General features: G+C 35.3%; 12 protein-coding genes. 8 read left to right on the forward strand and 4 right to left on the reverse strand.

Annotated elements, in window-relative coordinates; translation table 11 throughout:
• The first annotated feature begins 27 nt into the window (after positions 1-27).
• On the forward strand, positions 28-2,040 hold the full coding sequence (gene nrdJ, locus BU804_RS04635) for a ribonucleoside-triphosphate reductase, adenosylcobalamin-dependent (protein WP_075883166.1): 2,013 nt from the start codon (positions 28-30) through the stop codon (positions 2,038-2,040).
• 522 nt (positions 2,041-2,562) lie between these two features.
• On the opposite strand, the gene BU804_RS04640 is transcribed toward nrdJ, so the two are convergent.
• Both BU804_RS04640 and BU804_RS04645 read right to left on the reverse strand, forming a co-directional pair.
• Entirely contained in the window at positions 2,563-3,330 is a 768-nt protein-coding gene (locus BU804_RS04640) for a metallophosphoesterase (protein ID WP_075883167.1), read from the reverse strand.
• A gap of 72 nt (positions 3,331-3,402) precedes the next feature.
• Positions 3,403-4,746 (reverse strand): sugar phosphate nucleotidyltransferase, encoded by a 1,344-nt coding sequence (locus tag BU804_RS04645; protein WP_075883194.1) that lies wholly within the window; start codon positions 4,744-4,746, stop codon positions 3,403-3,405.
• Positions 4,747-5,007: 261 nt separating this feature from the next.
• Here BU804_RS04645 and BU804_RS04650 point away from each other — a divergent pair, with 261 nt between their 5' ends.
• Both BU804_RS04650 and BU804_RS04655 read left to right on the forward strand, forming a co-directional pair.
• Positions 5,008-5,844 carry an ABC transporter substrate-binding protein gene (locus BU804_RS04650; RefSeq protein WP_075883168.1) on the forward strand — a complete coding sequence of 279 codons (837 nt, stop codon included), beginning with the start codon at positions 5,008-5,010 and terminating at the stop codon, positions 5,842-5,844.
• Between the two features lie 368 nt (positions 5,845-6,212).
• Positions 6,213-8,261 carry a hypothetical protein gene (locus tag BU804_RS04655; protein WP_075883169.1) on the forward strand — a complete coding sequence of 683 codons (2,049 nt, stop codon included), beginning with the start codon at positions 6,213-6,215 and terminating at the stop codon, positions 8,259-8,261.
• A 28-nt stretch (positions 8,262-8,289) separates the two neighbouring features.
• On the opposite strand, the gene BU804_RS04660 is transcribed toward BU804_RS04655, so the two are convergent.
• The gene (locus BU804_RS04660) at positions 8,290-10,848 is read right to left on the reverse strand and encodes a glycogen/starch/alpha-glucan phosphorylase (protein WP_075883170.1); all 2,559 of its coding nucleotides are present in this window, start codon (positions 10,846-10,848) and stop codon (positions 8,290-8,292) included.
• Positions 10,849-10,948: 100 nt separating this feature from the next.
• Between BU804_RS04660 and BU804_RS04665 the strand changes: the two genes are divergently transcribed.
• Genes BU804_RS04665 through BU804_RS04685 form a run of 5 tightly spaced genes read left to right on the forward strand, consistent with a single transcriptional unit; the run spans position 10,949 to position 17,230 of the window.
• Complete coding sequence (locus BU804_RS04665) at positions 10,949-11,158, forward strand: hypothetical protein (protein ID WP_075883171.1); 210 nt, start codon at positions 10,949-10,951, stop codon at positions 11,156-11,158.
• A complete protein-coding gene (locus BU804_RS04670) occupies positions 11,158-11,850 on the forward strand; it encodes a sulfite exporter TauE/SafE family protein (protein WP_075883172.1) in 693 nt (230 codons plus the stop codon). The genes BU804_RS04665 and BU804_RS04670 overlap by 1 nt, the downstream gene beginning before the upstream one ends.
• Positions 11,850-13,997: a peptide-binding protein gene (locus BU804_RS04675; protein WP_075883173.1), complete on the forward strand. Its 2,148-nt coding sequence runs from the start codon at positions 11,850-11,852 to the stop codon at positions 13,995-13,997. The genes BU804_RS04670 and BU804_RS04675 overlap by 1 nt, the downstream gene beginning before the upstream one ends.
• Before the next feature lie 3 nt (positions 13,998-14,000).
• Positions 14,001-15,497 carry an ABC transporter permease gene (locus BU804_RS04680; RefSeq protein ID WP_075883174.1) on the forward strand — a complete coding sequence of 499 codons (1,497 nt, stop codon included), beginning with the start codon at positions 14,001-14,003 and terminating at the stop codon, positions 15,495-15,497.
• A gap of 14 nt (positions 15,498-15,511) precedes the next feature.
• Positions 15,512-17,230, forward strand: a complete 1,719-nt coding sequence (locus BU804_RS04685; protein WP_075883175.1) for an ABC transporter permease — start codon at positions 15,512-15,514, stop codon at positions 17,228-17,230.
• A 159-nt stretch (positions 17,231-17,389) separates the two neighbouring features.
• Here BU804_RS04685 and BU804_RS04690 read toward each other — a convergent pair whose 3' ends face one another.
• Positions 17,390-17,968 carry a hypothetical protein gene (locus BU804_RS04690; protein WP_075883176.1) on the reverse strand — a complete coding sequence of 193 codons (579 nt, stop codon included), beginning with the start codon at positions 17,966-17,968 and terminating at the stop codon, positions 17,390-17,392.
• Positions 17,969-17,971: the final 3 nt, after the last annotated feature.

The following is a 17,971-nucleotide window of genomic DNA, read 5'->3' on the forward strand; positions in this document are numbered from 1 at the left end:
AATAATTAAAAGAGATAGAGGACCACTATGACCAAACCAACAGCTCGAGCGATGGCTACCGCTTTACGCACTTATCATCGCCCCGTCAAAGAAGGGGATACACAACTAGAAAATTGGGATCAGGTTGTTGAACGCGTTATTTCTCACCAACGATGGTTATGGGAACGATCACTAGGACGCACTCTTAACGAAGCTCAAGAGGACGAATTAGAAGAAATCCGCTCTCTCATTTCAAACCGACAAATCGCACCTGCGGGCCGTACTTTGTGGTTAGGTGGAACTGAGTTAAGTCGCACGCGCGAATCTAGCATGTTTAATTGCTCATATACACATGTCGAAACAGTTTATGATGTAGTGGATGTTTTATGGTTGCTTCTTCAAGGTTGTGGTGTTGGATTTAGACCAATTACAGGAACTTTAAATGGTTTTAGAAGACCTCTTCAAGAAATCAAAGTTATTCGTTCAAATCGAACTGAAAAAGGCGGTATTCAAAATAACGTTGAAACTTATGATCCAGAAACACATATATGGACAATTAAAGTTGGAGATTCTGCCATTGCTTGGGCAAAAGCTGTCGGTAAATTGGTAGCTGGTAAATTTCCTGCTCAAACTCTTGTTCTCGATTTTTCAGAAATCCGTCCGGCGGGAACCCGTTTAAAAGGTTATGGTTGGATTTCTTCTGGAGATGAACAAATTGCTAAAGCTTTTAAAGCTATTGCGAAAATTTTATCTGATCGATCGGATCAATTATTGACCCGTATGGATATCCTCGATATTGTCAATTGGCTGGGAACTATTTTATCTAGCCGGCGCTCAGCGCAAATTGCTTTATTTGAATATGATCAACCAGAATGGGAAGATTTTGCCATCGCTAAAAAAGAATGGTGGATAAAAGGCAATGCTCATCGTCAACAATCTAATAATAGCCTTCTTTTCCGCTCAAAACCAAATCGAGAAGAATTAGAAAGAGTTTTTCAATTAATGTTGGACTCAGGAGGATCTGAACCTGGTATTATCAACGCTGCAGAAGCTGAAAGAAGAGCACCCTGGTTTAAAGGATGCAATCCTTGCGTCGAAATACTTTTGGGTAACAAAAGTTTTTGTAATTTGACAGAAGTCAACGTATTAGCTTTTAGAGGAGATAAAGTTGGATTAGAAAGAGCTCTTTATCTTGCTGGTCGTATGAACTACCGCCAAACGATGGTTAACCTACGGGACGAAATTCTACAAGAAGCTTGGCATCTTAATAATGACTTCTTACATCTTTGTGGGGTAGGATTAACTGGTGTAAGGGCACGTCCTGATTTGACAGCTTATGATTTTAAACGAATGCGTAATATTACAGTTAGTGCTGCATATAGCATGGCGAATGAGCTGAATTCCCCCTTACCAAAAAATGTGACTTGTATCAAACCCAGTGGAACCATAAGCAAAATTATGGGAACAGAAGAATGGGGAGAAGTACCTGAAGGTATTCACATGCCACTTGGAAAGTATTTATTTAATAACATCACTTACTCTAAGCATGACCCTCTAGTCACAAAATTCCGCGCAGCCGGTTATACCGTTATTGAAAAACCTTATGAACCAGAATCTGTGTTAGTCAAATTTCCCGTTAAATTTGAAAATGTGCCTTTCACACGCACAACGGTGACAAGAAAAAATGGAAAAATAGAAGAAGTAGAAATCAATACCGATTCAGCTGTAGCTCAGCTAGAACTATACAGCATTCTTCAAACGACTTGGTGCGAACAAAACGTTTCGAACACCATTTCTTATGATCCATCTGAAGTTCCCGCCATTATTGACTGGTTCATGAAAAATTGGGACTGCTACGTTGGAGTGTCATTTTTATTTAGAAACGATCCAACTAAAAATGCTGAAGATTTAGGCTATGCTTATCTGCCTCAAGAAGTTGTCACAAAAGAAGCATATGAAACATACTGCGCAAAATTGTCAGATATTGATTACTCCGGTATTCATATTCGCGATGATGATTTAGCCGAAGCCTGTGCTAATGGCGCCTGCCCTATTCGATAATATTCTTTTAGACGATGCTGCTGCAAAACCAGCATCGTCTATCGATATACAAACAAAAAAAAGAAAAAGCCGGTATTATTTTAAGTTTTAGTCTAATTTGTTTATTTTAATTGATCTTATATAACTTCAGCTAAAAGCCAGTATTTCGTATTTCAAAAAATTGATCTTTCAAAGTTCATTCGTATTTATTTGCATCTAAAATTTGCCCAAGATGGTACCCATACCTTAATAATATTACACTCGCAAAAAACACTTGCTCGCTGATTGATACTTTCAAATAGATGAATTTCAACAATTTTTAATCAGGAATAAGAACCTTTTCAATAACATGCATCTCTCATCTATCTTTTGGTTATTTTTGGCTTCATCTAAAATAAAGCAGCCAATTTGCTTTTTATCAATTGCGGCAAAGAGAAGAGATAAGATGTGAAAAAAATCGCTTTCTTCAAGTTAATTTTTTTGGTCAAGCCGAAGGTCGATTTTTTTGCCAATGATTAAATACGTTTTTTAAAACTGAAATAGTTAAAAAGAAGAAAGTTCCGCTATTTTAATAGGTTTAAATTGGTGAAGATAATCACAAGCAACTAACTGATAACGGATATCGTTATGCATACCAAAAATTTCACGGTCAGCTTTAACATTGTGTAAATGCCCAAATACACAAATATTAATGTGATATTTTTCTAATAAACGACTTACCTCTGTTTCTTCTAAATTCGCTCCAATAGGAGGATAGTGAGTCATGGCAATACGCAATTTTGCTTGAGAATGCATCGTTTTCAAGCTTGTTTCTAATCGCTTTAATTCACGTTCATAGATTTTTTGACTTTCCTCTGAACGATCTTCGTCATTAATTTTTTTGATACACGCAAAATCCTTAAAATCAATCCACTCATTAAAACTGATTCCTGGAATATCCCAAAGGCGAGCTCCTGCAATATTTACCCCATTCCAAAAAAAACTATTATTTTGAATCAAATGACAAGAAGGAGGCAAAATTGACTGAATCTTGGATAATGATCCCCACCAATAGTCATGATTTCCTTTAAGCAATACTTTTGTCCCTGGAAGCTGACCAATCCAATCAAGGTCCAATCGAGCCTCTTCTAAGCGCATAGCCCAAGAAATATCACCTGGAATTAAAACCAAATCATTTTCAGCAACCAATTCAAGCCAAGATTGTTTAATTTTGTCAGTATATTCTTCCCATTGTGGGCCAAAGATCCTCATATGTTTATTAGGAGCACCAAAAGGAAGATGAAGGTCAGCAATTGCCCAAATTGAGAACATATGAACTCTAAAAAAAATTAATCACTCACTTAAAAAAATACGTTCGGTGAGTGATGAAATAGATAATATTAATTATAAAATAAATCCGTCTGGAAGGACTGATCCGCGTGGAACAACAATGATACCATCTCTGATAAAAACAAACTCACTTTCGTAGCGAGTCAACTGTTGTTTATTGATCAACTGGACGCCTTTTCCAATACGAACATTTTTATCTATAATAGCTTTTTTGATAATACAATTTTCTCCAATCTGAGGTTCAGACGGAAGTTTACAATGATCATTTACAGGAGAAACATAATAATCATTTCCCATTAAATAAGAATCACGAATGATTGCCCCAGAACCAATGACTGTCCGCGGACCTAAAAGGCTATGAGTAATTTCGTCTGCTTCGATAATAGAGCCTTCACAGAGAATACTTTTTTGAATTTGGCAAGTAGTAAATTTAGCAGGTGGTAAATCATATCGATATGTGTAAATAGGACGTGCTTCATTATGAAAGTTAAAAACAGGGTTAGTTTCAGTTAAAGCAAGATTGGCCTGATAAAATGTTTCAATCGTTCCGATATCTTCCCAGTAACCTGTGTAAAGATAGGCTGAGATTTTCCCAGAGGCAACTTTTGTGGGAATCAAATGTTTACCAAAATCTTCTCGAATATCTTCAGAAAGAAGATCAACTAATGCCTTTCGTTTGAATAAATAAATCCCCATTGATCCCAAATAGACTCGCTCGCCTGCTGGCGCGACTCCTGCTTTTTCAAGAATATTCGATGGACTTCGCAATTGTTGTAATAAATCATTATCTTGCGGCTTTTCATAAAAAGATGTAATAGAATTTTGTTCATCAACTTTTAATATTCCCATCCGTTTAGCGTCTTGAGTATTGACTGGGATAGTTGCAACAACAACATCGGAATCATTTTTTTTAGCAAAATGAACCATTTCCTGAAAATCTATATTATAAAGTTGATCTCCCGATAAAATTAAAAAATATTCAAAAGGACTTTCTAAAAGATAATCAATATTTTGACGAACTGCATCAGCGGTTCCTTGAAACCAATTCTTCTTGGAAGGTTTTTGTTCTGCTGTTAAAATTTCAATAGAACCGGCGCCTGGTCCTTGCATGTATGTTTGAAAAACATGTTGATGCAAAGAAGACGAAAGAAATTGCGTCAGTAGAAATACTTTTTTGCAACCTGCATGTAAAGAATTAGAGATAGGAACATCAATGAGACGATATTTCCCACCAAAATTAATAGCTGGCTTGCAGCGTGCTAAAGTTAGGGGGTGTAATCGTGTTCCTTCTCCTCCACTTAAAATTAAACTAGCCACTTGACGCATATCAACTGATTGATAATCAGAAGTTTCTACAACTTGAGAAGAACGCTGCCTTAACATTGTTAATGTATTCATTTTCTCGCCCATGGGGTAAAGTTCGGTCAAAAAATGAACCGTAGCATAGCTTTTATTAAAAGCAAAGACTATCAAGTTTAAATTTTTTTTTCTCTCTGTAAAATGTAAAATAATTTCAAAAAACGAGAAATGAAAAATGTAAAAAATGTTTTTGTCTGGTATTTTATTCATCTCATATAAAACTCGTGTTTCTATAGGGAAAAAATTGACTCATCAACTATGATGACAATTTGTTTTATAATTGAGATATAGGCTGTGTTCATGTTCGATTTTTCTAAGCTAAAAGATAAAATAAGTCAGTTTTTTGCTTCTGTAAAAAGACTTTATTGGTTAGCTTTAGCAATCGTTTTAATTTTTATTTTTTCTCTTATGCGAGGGTGCTCTTCCTCTGATTTGACAAAACATACTTACTCCATCGGTCAAGATGCACAATGGTCAACTATTGATGTGATGAATAAAGAGAGACAATTATCGGCTTTCAATCTCGATTTACTTACATCAATTGCCAAAGAAGAAGGAACTCTCTTCAGTTTGCAATCTACTCCTCGAAACTTTTTGCTGAGGCGACTTGAAAGTGGGGATTTAGATGGTATTATTTCCAGCCTTTCTCCTACACCAATTAATCAGTCTTTATACGCATTTTCAGAACCTTATTTTCCTTTAGGTCCTGTGCTTATTATTTCTTCGCAAAGTCCTTTGAAAGGTTGGAATGAAAAAGCGATCAAGCTCATCGGTATACAACCCGGCACATCAGATAAACTTAATTTGGAAAAAGATCCAACCATTCAACTACGTTTATATGACAATATCTTAAATGCTTTATCAGATTTGGATGATAGGCGAATTGATGGAGCCATCTTTCCTGCTATCCCTGCTTATGTTTATACTCAAACCTTTTATGAAGGAAAATTGAAAATTGTTACTGCTCCTCTTACAAATGAGAGTCTACGCCTGGTAGCCTTAAAAACAGAAAATGGACACGAATTGATCAAATTATTTAATAGGGGATTGAAAAAAATTCGAGACAATAACACATATCAACAACTTCTTGATCGTTGGGGTTTTTTAAATGTCGAGAAAATGGATCATCAGCCTTAATCTTTATCTTTTTCTCCTATTAAAGGCTCATTTATTTTTGCTCTTTCATTTGAATCGATAAACAATTTTTTTAGTCATTAAAAAAAATTCAAATTTAATATTCTCTGTATTCAACTCCAGATTAATGGCGAAATTCATAAAAAATATAAAAATATGATTAACATTTAATTTTCTATTTAGAATAAAAAAATATTAATTTTTACAAACAGAATAAATATTTGAAAATTAAACATGACAGAAGATCAATCATAGTGATTGAATATTTATGAAAAAATAAATATGCTTTGCAACTGTAAATCTAAATATATTAAAATTTTATTTTAAAAATTCAATTATTAAGCTTAATTTTAAATAAAGTATAGGTAAAAATGTCTAGTCCTCATATTCAACCTGTGCCCCCGTCAAGTTCTAATCCTGCATCAACTTTAGATCCGAAAAGAACTTTGCCAAAAAAACCTACTGCTCCTGCAACAAAGAAAAGTGGTGGTATTTTTAATCCATTCGGCTTCAGCAAACCTTCTAGTAGCTCTAGTTCGACAACAAAAAAAACAGAAGCGATTTTTACAAATGTTAATCCAATAACTCAATCGAGTAAAGCTAGTGCTCAAAAACCTCCGGCAAATAGGCGTTCTTCTATTTCTTCAACCAAAACTGAATCAGGACCTTCTGATTTTATAGACAGAAAAGTAAAGAGAGCTTCTTCAAAACAATTCCCACTGACTCAAGAAACGCAAAGTTCTGAAGTTGTTTCTTTAGAATCTGTTCAATCAGAACTCCACAACTTCGCAAAAAACTTTACCTCCACCTTATCGCTAATCAGACAAGAATTACAACAAGAAGTGGATGAGTTACCAGAAGAATTTAAAAATCGCATAAACTTTGCTACTGGCTTTGCGCTTGCGGATTCAGATAATGGCTTAGATGAAAGTAAGCTGGCCCAAAAGGTTTGGAAGCGTCTTGATAGCCAATGGAAACAGCTTGCCAGTCATGTTAATACTTCTCAAAATTCCGCTAAAAGTCGACGACTAAGTTTCAGCCCTGATGATGAAAGCATTAAAAAATTAACAGAAAGCGTTTCAAAGGGAATTCCTTCAAGATCAGATGTTGCAAAAAACTTAGAAAGTATAAAAGATGAAACGCAGCATGGAAATTATATTTGCAATGTTTATTACAAGCCTTTGTGTATTGATGATCTTTCTGAAAATAGTGAGATAAACGAAGTAAGTCCTGGCTATTTAACTTCTGCAAAATGCCCCACAATCACTTTATTTACCTACATGCAGCATTTACAACTAGTAGTTCAACACTTTTCTAATTTGAGTAACATACCACCAAAACCTTCTTTTAATGATAAAAATCTGAAGGACTTAATCACGAAATTTATAGAAAGTTTAAACAATAAATTCAAAAAAACACCTCGTGACATTGTCCGTTTTTGTCAACAATTGGGAAGAAGTGTTCATCTTTATGTTGAAAAACTAGAAAATACTCTTTATATCACTTATAAAGAACCTGTTAATAAAGCTGGGGCTGATTATCAGCAAATTGCAAATCGTATTCTTGAAACTATCACTAGTAATGATAAAGGAAGCTGGGATGCAGATATGCGAAGAATTTTATGCAGCTATGGATTGCATATCAAAGGACTTGCTCTACCTCCAGGATTAAATTGGGAAAAAGAATTACAAGAACACTATTTTTCAGATAAGCTAAATCTTCCCGATGAATTTAAAACATGGCTTAAGCAGCAATTTAATGAGAAAAACTGGGACTTCAGCGATGTCGAGAAAACATTAAGCAATCTTAAGAGCGTTCATCACAAAATCTCTAACAGGTTAAAGAAAAGTTTGAAAACTTTCTTAACGTTATTAATGCAAGGAGTAAATTTAGATCTTCAACAACAAGAATGTATAGAGCTTTTATCTATCATGGGATCTGTAGAAAAAGAAAAAGTTAGCATTTCCACTATTTTTACAAGATTTAATGAAGTATTTAGCAAAATTTCAGAAAGCCAGAATAGTGAAATTAAAAAACTTCTCCCTTTTTTACAAATTTTGAGACAAGATATGCTCATTTCTATTCATAGAGAAACTGAGAATGCTTGGCGTTTCATTCGAGGTATAGAATCTAAATTCATTACAGACTTACCGGAATCGAATAAAAAGGTAAGTATTAAATGGGGCGATTTTGGAAGTACAATTTACATTTCTCGTGACGCACAGTTAGAAGGGCACCCAGAATGTATCTTAAAATCTAGCATCACTATTTCATCAACGGAAGAAGGAGCTTGGATTGTTCTACCTAACTTAGAAATTACTTCTCCAAAAATCTCTGATATTAGCTTTAAAGAAAGATACATGGAATTAATTGTGACATTAAAAGCCATGGGTCTTCCGTATCGCGAAATCATTGCATAATCCTCACCTTATCGATGCTGAATTTCCTTCAGCATCGATTGTGCGCTGCATAATCGTAACGCACACGATCTAAGAGCTCTTGATCAATTGGACAAGGCTCAATTTCCCAAATCAGTGCTGCATAGTTATGAACCGAAAAATCAGTAGAAAATTTTCCCATCCCAGCAATATTATGTATGGCATATTCAGCCCACTTTTTCGGTTTTTTATATAATTCTTCCACTTTCAGCTGTGTATCATAAAAACTTTGAAGGTCTTTTAACATGAAATAGCGATCAGGAGCGCCTCCGTAGTGCATCTCGATTAGTTTATGATAAAGATCACTAAATATTTGATGCTCTTCTTCTGTTTGAGCAAAAGAGCGATCTCTTAGAGCATCCACAGCTTTTTTGATTGTGGGATTATTATCATAAATTTCTTTCGAAGAATAAGAATTTGTCATTTTTAATTGAGCAATTTGCTCTGCTGTACAGCCAAAAGAAAAAGGCCACCATTCAGGAGTGACCTCTTCTTCCATTTCGATGTTGGCACCATCTTGCGTTCCAATTGTCAATGCTCCGTTCATAGCCATTTTCATATTACCTGTTCCAGACGCTTCTGTCCCAGCTGTAGAAATTTGCTCTGAAAGATCTGATGCAGGAATAACGATTTCGGCTTTAGTTACATTGTAATTTTCTAAATAGACAATTTTTAAAAATGGCCCTACAATTGGATCATGGTTAACTTTTCGAGCAATACAATAGATCAACCGAATAATATCTTTTGCAGTTTCATAACCAGCAGCTGCCTTTCCCCCAATCACGACCGTTCGTTTGATTCTTTGATGATTGGGGTTTTGTGTGATCTCTTGATAAAGCATGATTAAATGTAACGCATTCATAAGTTGTCTTTTATACTCATGAATTCGCTTGATTTGGACATCAAAAATTGAATCGACATCGAGGAGAGGAGGAGGAGAAATAATAATTCCATTTGCATCCCTCAAACGATTTTCTCTATTGATATATTCTATAAACTTAAATTTATTTTTCTTTTTAATCGCTAGAAATTCCAGTTGCGATTCTGGATCTGAGGCAAACTTCGCTAATTCTTTAATTGTCAAAAAATCTGTAATCCATTTGTCACCAATCCTTTGAGTAATAAATCTAGCTAATTCAGGATTACATTCCAATAACCAACGTCTTTGGGTAACCCCATTTGTAATATTAACAAACTTATCAGGAAAAAATTCATAAAAATCTTTAAAAACCGAATTTTTTAAAATCTCCGTATGAAGTTTTGCTACTCCATTGACTTTATGCGAGCCTACAATGGCTAAATTTGCCATTCGTACTTTATCATTTTCAATGATGGATAATCGTCTGATTCGTTCCTCGTCTTGAGGATAGCGACTTCTAATCGCATTACAAAAATCGAGATTGATTCGCTCTATAATTCGACATTGGCGTGGAAGTAAGTAATAGAAAAGAGCTTTATCCCATTGCTCTAGCGCCTCGCTCAATATCGTATGGTTCGTATAACCCGTGCAAGCCTCTGTGATTTCGACTGCTGTTTTCCAAGGTAAATCATGATCTTTAGTTAAAATGCGAACCAGCTCTGCAATGACTAGTGAGGGATGGGTATCATTGATCTGAATGCGTACTTTATCGGCAAATTGCCTTAAATTGTTATATTGCGCCAAGTGATGGCGAACAATATCCTGTAGCGAGGCTGAAACTAACAAAAATTCTTGTTTTAATCGGATCCTTTTTCCAATATCATTGTTATCACTTGGATATAATACATCAGTTAAAGTCGTATTTTCTGCTGCTTGATCAAGCCTCCCCGCATTATACTTTTGTAACAGAAAATTCCGCGGAGAATCTTTAGTAGACCATAGACGTAAGGTCACAACTGAGAAATCAGAGTTTTTGCTATAACCAACAATTGGTATATCATAAGGAAGAGCCCCTACTTCTTCAGCCTCTGTGAGGCTTAAAATTTCATCCCCATGGATATTATACGCTGTTTGAGGTTTTCCACAAAACTTGACATGCACTCTTCTTAAATCCCGTCTAAATTCCCAAGGATTTTCATTTAAAAGCCAGCAATCGGGAGCTTCAATTTGTGCGCCATTCCAAAGTTGTTGCTCAAAAATTCCATATTGATAACGCAAACCATAAGCCTGGGCAGGGTAGTGATGCGTGGCTAAAGAGTCGAGTAAACAAGAGGCTAAGCGACCAAGACCGCCATTACCTAAACCAGGGTCTTCCTCTTGCTCAACGATGCTTCTTAAATTCCGATTCATTTTCTGTAAGACAAGCTTAACAACATCTTTTGAACATAAATTTGTGATATTATTCACAAAAAGTCTTCCAGGTAAGTATTCCATCGAGAGGTAATAAATTTGTCGAGATTGATTTTTGGCAATTGTACGAGCTGTCGCCTGCCAATTAATCATTGTTTCTTCTCTGATCGCATAGCATAAGGCTCGATAAAATTCATTAGCATCGGCCTCTTCTGCTGTTCTTCCAATCGTACTAATTAAATAAGATTTAACTCTGCGAATTAATTCTTCAGCTAGTAAATCTATATTTACTGTACTCATGAAATCCCCCTTTCTAAAATAGAAAAATTCAAAACTAGTTACCAAAAATTTTAACTTAGCATATGATCTATTTATCAGCGAGTATTGAAGGTTTAAAAAAATGCACCGCTCTCAAAAATTTCAATTTGTCTTTTATGGAATTTTGGCTTTATTTACAGGGTTGATGGTTTATGTCACCTATGTAGCTTTTACACGCCTTTCAGGTTCAGCAGGTTTAGACATGGCCCGCATTCAAAAAATACGTTATGATTCTCTTCAAGATAAACAAACTTCTATAAATGATCCTGTTTTTCTTCATCACGAACAATAATGACTTTATTTTTTACTCTTTTTCCCCTTTACTTGTTTGGAAATGTGCATTGTTTAGGGATGTGCGGTCCTTTAGTCCTGTTACTTGGAAAACATCGTCATCGATATTTTTACTTCATAGGTAGAATTCTTTCTTTTAGTTTAGCAGGCTTAATTGCAGGAGAGGCTGGAGCAGTCACTCAGATTTTTCTCAAAGGCTACTATTTGGCAGAAATTATAAGTATTTTTTTTGGAGTCTTGATTATCTATTGGGGGCTAAACTTGTTATTTAATTGGAATTTTTTTAAAAGTATCACGCAATGGAATTTATTACAGACAATCAATTTGACTCTTTCTCAACTGATGTTGAAAAATAACTGGAAAGCGACCTTTTTTTTTGGTTTTTTTACAGTGATGTTACCTTGCGGTCAAACCCTCGTTGTTTTTTCAGCTTGTGCTTTAACAGGAGATGCATTCATTGGCCTAGGAAATGGATTTGCCTTTGCTATTTTAACAACACCTTCGCTTGTTTTGGCTATGCATACTTATAAATTTTTTAACCAACTAAAGCAATATTCCAATATTATTTTAGGATTAAGCTCGATTTTCGTCGGAATTTTAGCTTGTTGTAGAGGATTTGCAGAACTGGGTTGGATTTCACATTTTGTCTTAAATCCTGACTCTTCACCCCTTTATCATATAGTGATTTTCTAATGAATAAAGAGCCTATTAGTTTATATATCTTCCGATTTATCTTAGGGTTTGGGTTATTCGCGTTCATGTCCATGTTGTATTGGTCATCGGCTCTGATTGAAAACCAGTTAAAATTTTTAAGACAAGACCTGATTCAAATCAAAAATGATATTTATACCGTTCGTTCTGAAACAGAAAAAATTCGTACAGATATCTTAAAAACACTTATTAATCACCCTTTAAGCCAACATAGTTCTTCATCTGAAACAGCCAATTCCCTTTTAACAATAAACAAAAAAGCTGCGCAGGGTGAAAATTTTCTTAAAGTAGATCCTTTTTATCAAACCACCCTCCCTCGATTACTAGGACCTCAATTTACCCCGCAGGGAGTTCGCAAAGAGGCAACGTTCAGAAAACCGGATCATCTCCACCCTTTTAGCCCCTGGTTAGAAGTTTCTTCATGGAACGATCTATGCTCTATTTCATTAGCTTCCCAAGAAGTGGGGAAATATGAAACAATGGCTCCAGAAATGGCTGAAAGAATAGAATTAAGAACTAATGAAAAAGGTCTTTCCGAGTATTGGATATTTCTAAGTCAAGATGTATTTTGGGCTCCCCTTCAACAAAATCAATTTGCTGAAGGGATTATTTTAGCCCCTCATTTTTTACGCCGACACCCAGTCACTGCTCATGACTTTAAATTTTACTTTGACGCAATCATGAATCCATACGTGGAAGAAGCCAAAGCCGTTTCCCTTAGAATTTACTTTGGAGATATTGAAGAAATTAAAATTCTCGATGATTACACTTTCATTGTGCGATGGAAAACGGAAAAAACCGTAGGAGAAAATGGAAAAGAAGAACTAAAAATGAAATATCTGTCAAAATCTTGGACAGGATCTTTACGTCCTTTAGCTTCCTTTGTTTATCAGTATTTTGCGGATGGCACAAAAATTGTTGAAGAAGATAGCCACCCTAACACTTACCAAACTAATTCTATCTGGGCACAAAATTTTTCCCATCACTGGGCAAAAAATGTCATTGTCAGTTGTGGTCCGTGGTTATTCGATGGCATGACCGAAAGAGAAATACGATTCAAAAGAAATCCTGATTATTTTAATGCTTATGCTGCTCTAACTGAAGCGCTAGAATTCAAATTTAAAAACTCTCCAGATGGAATTTGGGAAGAATTTAAAACTGATTCTTTAGATTTATTTGAAATTCCTCCTAATCAGCTTGCAGAGTTAGATCGATTTTTACAAAGTGCCCCTTATGCCAAACAAAAAGAAAATGGATCGGGAATTCATCGATTGGATTATATTAGTCGGAAATATTATTACATTGGATGGAACCAAGCTAACTCTTTATTTAAAAGCAAAAAAGTTCGACAAGCTTTGACGATGGCCATTGATAGAGAACGCATTATTCGTCAAAATTTAAATGGAATGGGAATGCAAACAACGGGAACCTTTTTCCCTTTTTCTCCCTCCTATGACACGACATTAAAACCCTATCCTTTCAATATTCAAAAAGCTTTGGAATTATTAAGAGAAGATGGATGGTACGATAGTTCAGGAACGGGTGTCTTAGAAAAAGTCATTGACGGTCAACGCACCCCTTTTAAATTTACATTGACATATTTTGTCAAAAGCCCAACAAATAAATCAATTTGTGAATACATTTCGACTGCTTTAAAAGAAATTGGGATTGTTTGTAAAATTGAGGGGGTAGATGTAGCAGATTTATCTGCTATAGTGGACGATAAAAGTTTTGATGCTATTTATATGGCTTGGGCTCTTGGATCGCCTCCTGAAGATCCAAGGCAGCTGTGGTATTCAACAGGAGCCAAAGAAAAAGGCTCTTCAAATCTAATTGGTTTTGTCAATCAAGAAGTAGATCATATCATTGACAAATTAACTTTTGAATATGATGTCGAAAAACGTATTGAACTTTACCACCAATTTGATCGCATTATTTATGATGAAGCTCCCTATACATTTATTTATACTCCCAAAGAGACTCTTCTTTACCGCGATTACTTGCAAAATGTTTTCATCCCTGCTGAAAGGCAAGATTTAATCCCGGGAGCTAATGTAGGCGAACCTATTGCAAACTTATTTTGGATTAAAGATACTTCTAAAAAACAAGAAAAATACCTTGGGAATTAAAAGATGTGGAATTATGTCTTAAGACGATTTCTTCTTCTTCCACTAACCCTTTTCTTTATTGTTTTAATAAATTTTATCATTATTAATCTCGCTCCTGGTGACCCCGTTTCTTTTGCAGAAATCTCACAAGAAGGAGCCACTCGAAGAGAAGATCGATCCATAGCATGTGGTGGTGATGAACGTTATTTGCAATTTAGAGATTTCTACGGCTTAACGTTGCCTGTTTTGTTTAACAATTGGCCCTCTTTATCTCAAAATTATGTTAAACAAACATTGTGGCAGCTTGCGAATCGAAAACTGAATCCAGAAAGTTTGAATGAACTTCCCGTTAAAGATTATGATGCCATACGAGTCACTTTTGGAGACCAATCGCGTTATCTCATGTCTAAATTGATCATTATTTTAGTTGATCCCGAGACTTCAGAAAACGTTCGCAGATTAGCTTCTCATTTTTTTGTGAGAGGAGGTTCTAGGCAAGGTTATATTGGAGCTAACATTAATCCTGAACAAAAAGCCTGGAATAAAAAAGTCGCTGAAGATAATCAATATCTGCGCACTCTTCTTTGGCAATCTTCTGCATCCCCTTTAGAAGTATCTAAAAAAATTAAACTCATACAAGAATGGTACGAAAAAAATAAAGCTTTTTATCGTTTAGATCCGTCAAAAGAATTATGGAAAATATTTTTTACGGAAACACGCTTCACAAGGTACATGAGCCGTATTCTTCATTTAGATTTTGGCACATTGCGTAATGATTCAAGTAAGCCTGTACTTACCGAAGTCACGAAGCGATTTAAATATTCTTTAACCCTTTCACTTTTGCCTATGCTCATCACTTTTGTATTGTGTCAATTTTTTGGATTCATTATGGCTTATAAACACAATCAATGGATTGACTATACCCTTAATCTTATTTTTCTAGTTTTATATGCCATTCCTATTTTTGTAGTGGCTCCTTTTTTAATCGAAAAAGTTGCCTTGCACAATACATTTCCTTTTACAGATATTCCTATTCCGATTAGTGGTTTTACAAATCCAGATCGAATCTATCATCAGGAAAACTCTTATCAGCGTCTATTTGATATCATTCAACATATTGCTCTTCCAATTGTAGCGGTTATGTATGGGAGTTTAGCCGCAGAATCTCGCTTATCGCGCACAGCCGTTTTAGAAGTTTTAAGACAAGATTACATTCGAACAGCTAAAGCAAAAGGCGTACCTCCTTTTAAGATTTTATTTAAACATGTAGGACGTAATGCCGCTATTACGATTGTTACCTCATTAGCAAGTTCTCTTGGCATCTTGTTAGGAGGGTCATTAATTGTTGAAACCCTATTTGATATCAATGGTTTTGGAAAATTTTTTTATGATGCCATTATCAATAGAGATTATAATGTCATTATGTTCTCGACTTTGGCTGGGTCATTTTTAACATTAATGGGCTATTTGTTAGCCGATTTAGCCTATATGTGGTTAGATCCTCGCATTACTTTAGACTGATATTTGGTATCCTTATGCATCATTATTCTTCTTACACCTATTGGCAGACTGTTTGGAAACAATTTAAACAAAATCCTCTTGCCATATTTGCTTTAATCGTTGTGTGTTTATTTTGTTTAGCGGGTATCTACGCTCCTTTTTTAGCTTCTAGTAAACCTATTGTGGTCCAATATGAAGGAAATTGGTACTTCCCTCTTTTTCGCTATCTCTTTTTTCCTGGTTTTTTCACAAAACCCCTTGATATTTTCTACAATTTACTCATTTTTACTTTACCACTTTTTATAGCCACTTGGTGTTTATTCAAAAAACGACACACTTATCGCCTATGGACTTTTATTTTTTTATGCCTTCTACAAATCATTTTGTTTTTAGGAATTTTATATCATAATGATCAAGACCCTTCAACAAGCTTAGAACTTAATGAGAAAAGACAACAAGCTATTCAAAAACAACTCAATTTTAAAAAAGCAAATCCACTTCTAGCGCCTTCTTTTACTCCGAATTGGGAAAAAGAGTTATCGTATATGACCCCTTATGCTAGGCTTAATTTGGTTTTACGTTATCAACAAAGACTTAATCAAGATCGACGATTAAAAGCGGAAGCTCATGCATTTTTGACTGTTGAAAAAATGAAAAAAAATGAGAGTTACTCAATTGCCTCTTTATGGCAGCAAGAAAAACGACACGAAAAACAAGAAATTGAAAGGCAGCAAATTTTAGTCACTCAAAATCAAGCAGTTTATCCGCAGGCTAAAGCACATATAAATGCATTGATGGATAAATGTCAAACAAACTCTCTCGATCACTTACCTTCTTGGCAAACATGGGAGTACTTAACCAAAATTTCTCCTCAAGAGAAAGAGAGCTTACTAAGTTCAAAAAACATTGTTGACACTTACGAACGTGCGCAAAGTCAATTGGATTATCTTCATGATAAACAAGTATGGCTTGAAAACCAAATACCCAAGCTTAAGTATGAAATTATGCCTTTATTGCGCCCTTTTCATTGGGAAGACGATGCAGGAGGAGAACAAGCTTTGAACAAACACATAAGTTGGTGGGAATTAACACGAGTCAATCGCAAAGACATGGTCGCTGCTTTAATTTTTGGTATCCGTGTTTCCCTTTCAGTGGGCCTTCTTTCTATCGTGATTGCGCTACTGATTGGAATTCCAGTTGGAGCCGTTTCAGGTTATTATGGAGGCAAAATAGATATGATCACATATCGATTAATTGAAATCTGGGAGTCAATGCCAACCTTTTTTATGTTATTAATGATTGTCGCTTTTTTACAAAATAAATCGATTTTCTTAGTGATTGCCATTATTGGTCTATTTGGATGGACAGGATTTAGCCGTTTTATTCGCGGAGAATTTTTTAGACAGAAACAACTACCCTATGTCGAAGCTTGTCATGCACAAGGATTTAGTAATCGGTATATCATGTTTTCTCATCTTCTTCCCAATGCAATTCCCCCCTTACTTACTCTCGTTCCTTTTGCCATTATGGGAGCTATTACCAGCGAGACAGGACTTTCCTTTTTAGGTTTAGGAGAAGAAGGATCTAGCTCCTGGGGGGTCTTAATGGATGAGGGGCGAAGTGCTTTTCCTTCCGAAAGTTATTTACTTTGGCCCCCTGCCACTTTACTTACTATTCTTCTAGTGGCAATCGCTCTTGTGGGTGACGCATTAAGGGATGCACTCGATCCTAAATTACATTCGCATGATATATAAGATATATAAGCTGATTCAAAAAAAATCGATAAAGAATTCCAAATTCTTTTTGAATTTTTGCTAATATTTGAATAAATCACTCTAATTGTGTTATTTGTTCAAATATCTTTAACGAACAAATTAGGTACAATCGTCTTGACTAACTCAGAGTGCCTACGACTAGGGTAAAGGAACAGAAATTATTGTTGGAAATTCCTTATGCATTCCTGGATAATAATAAGCTGAAAATGTCATTGCAAGTGAACCAATCAAATGCTCTTCTCCATTAAGAACAGCAATAGCTTGATATTCTCGTAGCGTCCAATCATTTCGCACAAAATCTAAAATGGAAGGCAGTAGATGAGGGGTAGAAAAAGAAATAATCACGCTTTTACCCGGATCAATCGAAGGAAATGCTTGCTTTTCAGTCTGGAAAAGAATGCTGCCATTTTCTTTATCTAAAGGTTTTGCAAATCCATAACACAAATAGATATCTCCTTTAGGGCTTGCTTGAGATCCCTTATTTTCAACAATAACAGATAGTTGAACAGGAGTTCCTGGCTGAACTTTTTCTGAGGAATTTGGATCGATGAGTTTAGAAGCTTGGATTTGAATAGATCCTTGCAAAATTGCATCAGATATAGAATGATTCGTTTGACCATAACTATAACCAATTCTTGCGAATAAAAGTAAAGTAGCTAAAAAGCCTAGCCCTAGCTTAAATAACAAGCGTGTTGATGGTAGAGAAATTTTAGACATTTT

It is taken from the genome of Candidatus Protochlamydia sp. W-9 (assembly GCF_001950615.1).
In the GTDB taxonomy this organism is placed as follows: domain Bacteria; phylum Chlamydiota; class Chlamydiia; order Chlamydiales; family Parachlamydiaceae; genus Protochlamydia; species Protochlamydia amoebophila.

What these genes read in the sequence shown, in the direction of transcription:
- BU804_RS04655 (WP_075883169.1), top strand. Translation starts at nt 6,213, where the DNA reads ATGTCTAGTCCTCATATTCAACCTGTGCCCCCGTCAAGTTCTAATCCT.
- BU804_RS04640 (WP_075883167.1), bottom strand. Translation starts at nt 3,330, where the DNA reads ATGTTCTCAATTTGGGCAATTGCTGACCTTCATCTTCCTTTTGGTGCT.
- BU804_RS04680 (WP_075883174.1), top strand. Translation starts at nt 14,001, where the DNA reads ATGTGGAATTATGTCTTAAGACGATTTCTTCTTCTTCCACTAACCCTT.
- BU804_RS04685 (WP_075883175.1), top strand. Translation starts at nt 15,512, where the DNA reads ATGCATCATTATTCTTCTTACACCTATTGGCAGACTGTTTGGAAACAA.
- nrdJ (WP_075883166.1), top strand. Translation starts at nt 28, where the DNA reads ATGACCAAACCAACAGCTCGAGCGATGGCTACCGCTTTACGCACTTAT.
- BU804_RS04675 (WP_075883173.1), top strand. Translation starts at nt 11,850, where the DNA reads ATGAATAAAGAGCCTATTAGTTTATATATCTTCCGATTTATCTTAGGG.
- BU804_RS04690 (WP_075883176.1), bottom strand. Translation starts at nt 17,968, where the DNA reads ATGTCTAAAATTTCTCTACCATCAACACGCTTGTTATTTAAGCTAGGG.
- BU804_RS04670 (WP_075883172.1), top strand. Translation starts at nt 11,158, where the DNA reads ATGACTTTATTTTTTACTCTTTTTCCCCTTTACTTGTTTGGAAATGTG.
- BU804_RS04650 (WP_075883168.1), top strand. Translation starts at nt 5,008, where the DNA reads ATGTTCGATTTTTCTAAGCTAAAAGATAAAATAAGTCAGTTTTTTGCT.
- BU804_RS04660 (WP_075883170.1), bottom strand. Translation starts at nt 10,848, where the DNA reads ATGAGTACAGTAAATATAGATTTACTAGCTGAAGAATTAATTCGCAGA.
- BU804_RS04665 (WP_075883171.1), top strand. Translation starts at nt 10,949, where the DNA reads ATGCACCGCTCTCAAAAATTTCAATTTGTCTTTTATGGAATTTTGGCT.
- BU804_RS04645 (WP_075883194.1), bottom strand. Translation starts at nt 4,746, where the DNA reads ATGAATACATTAACAATGTTAAGGCAGCGTTCTTCTCAAGTTGTAGAA.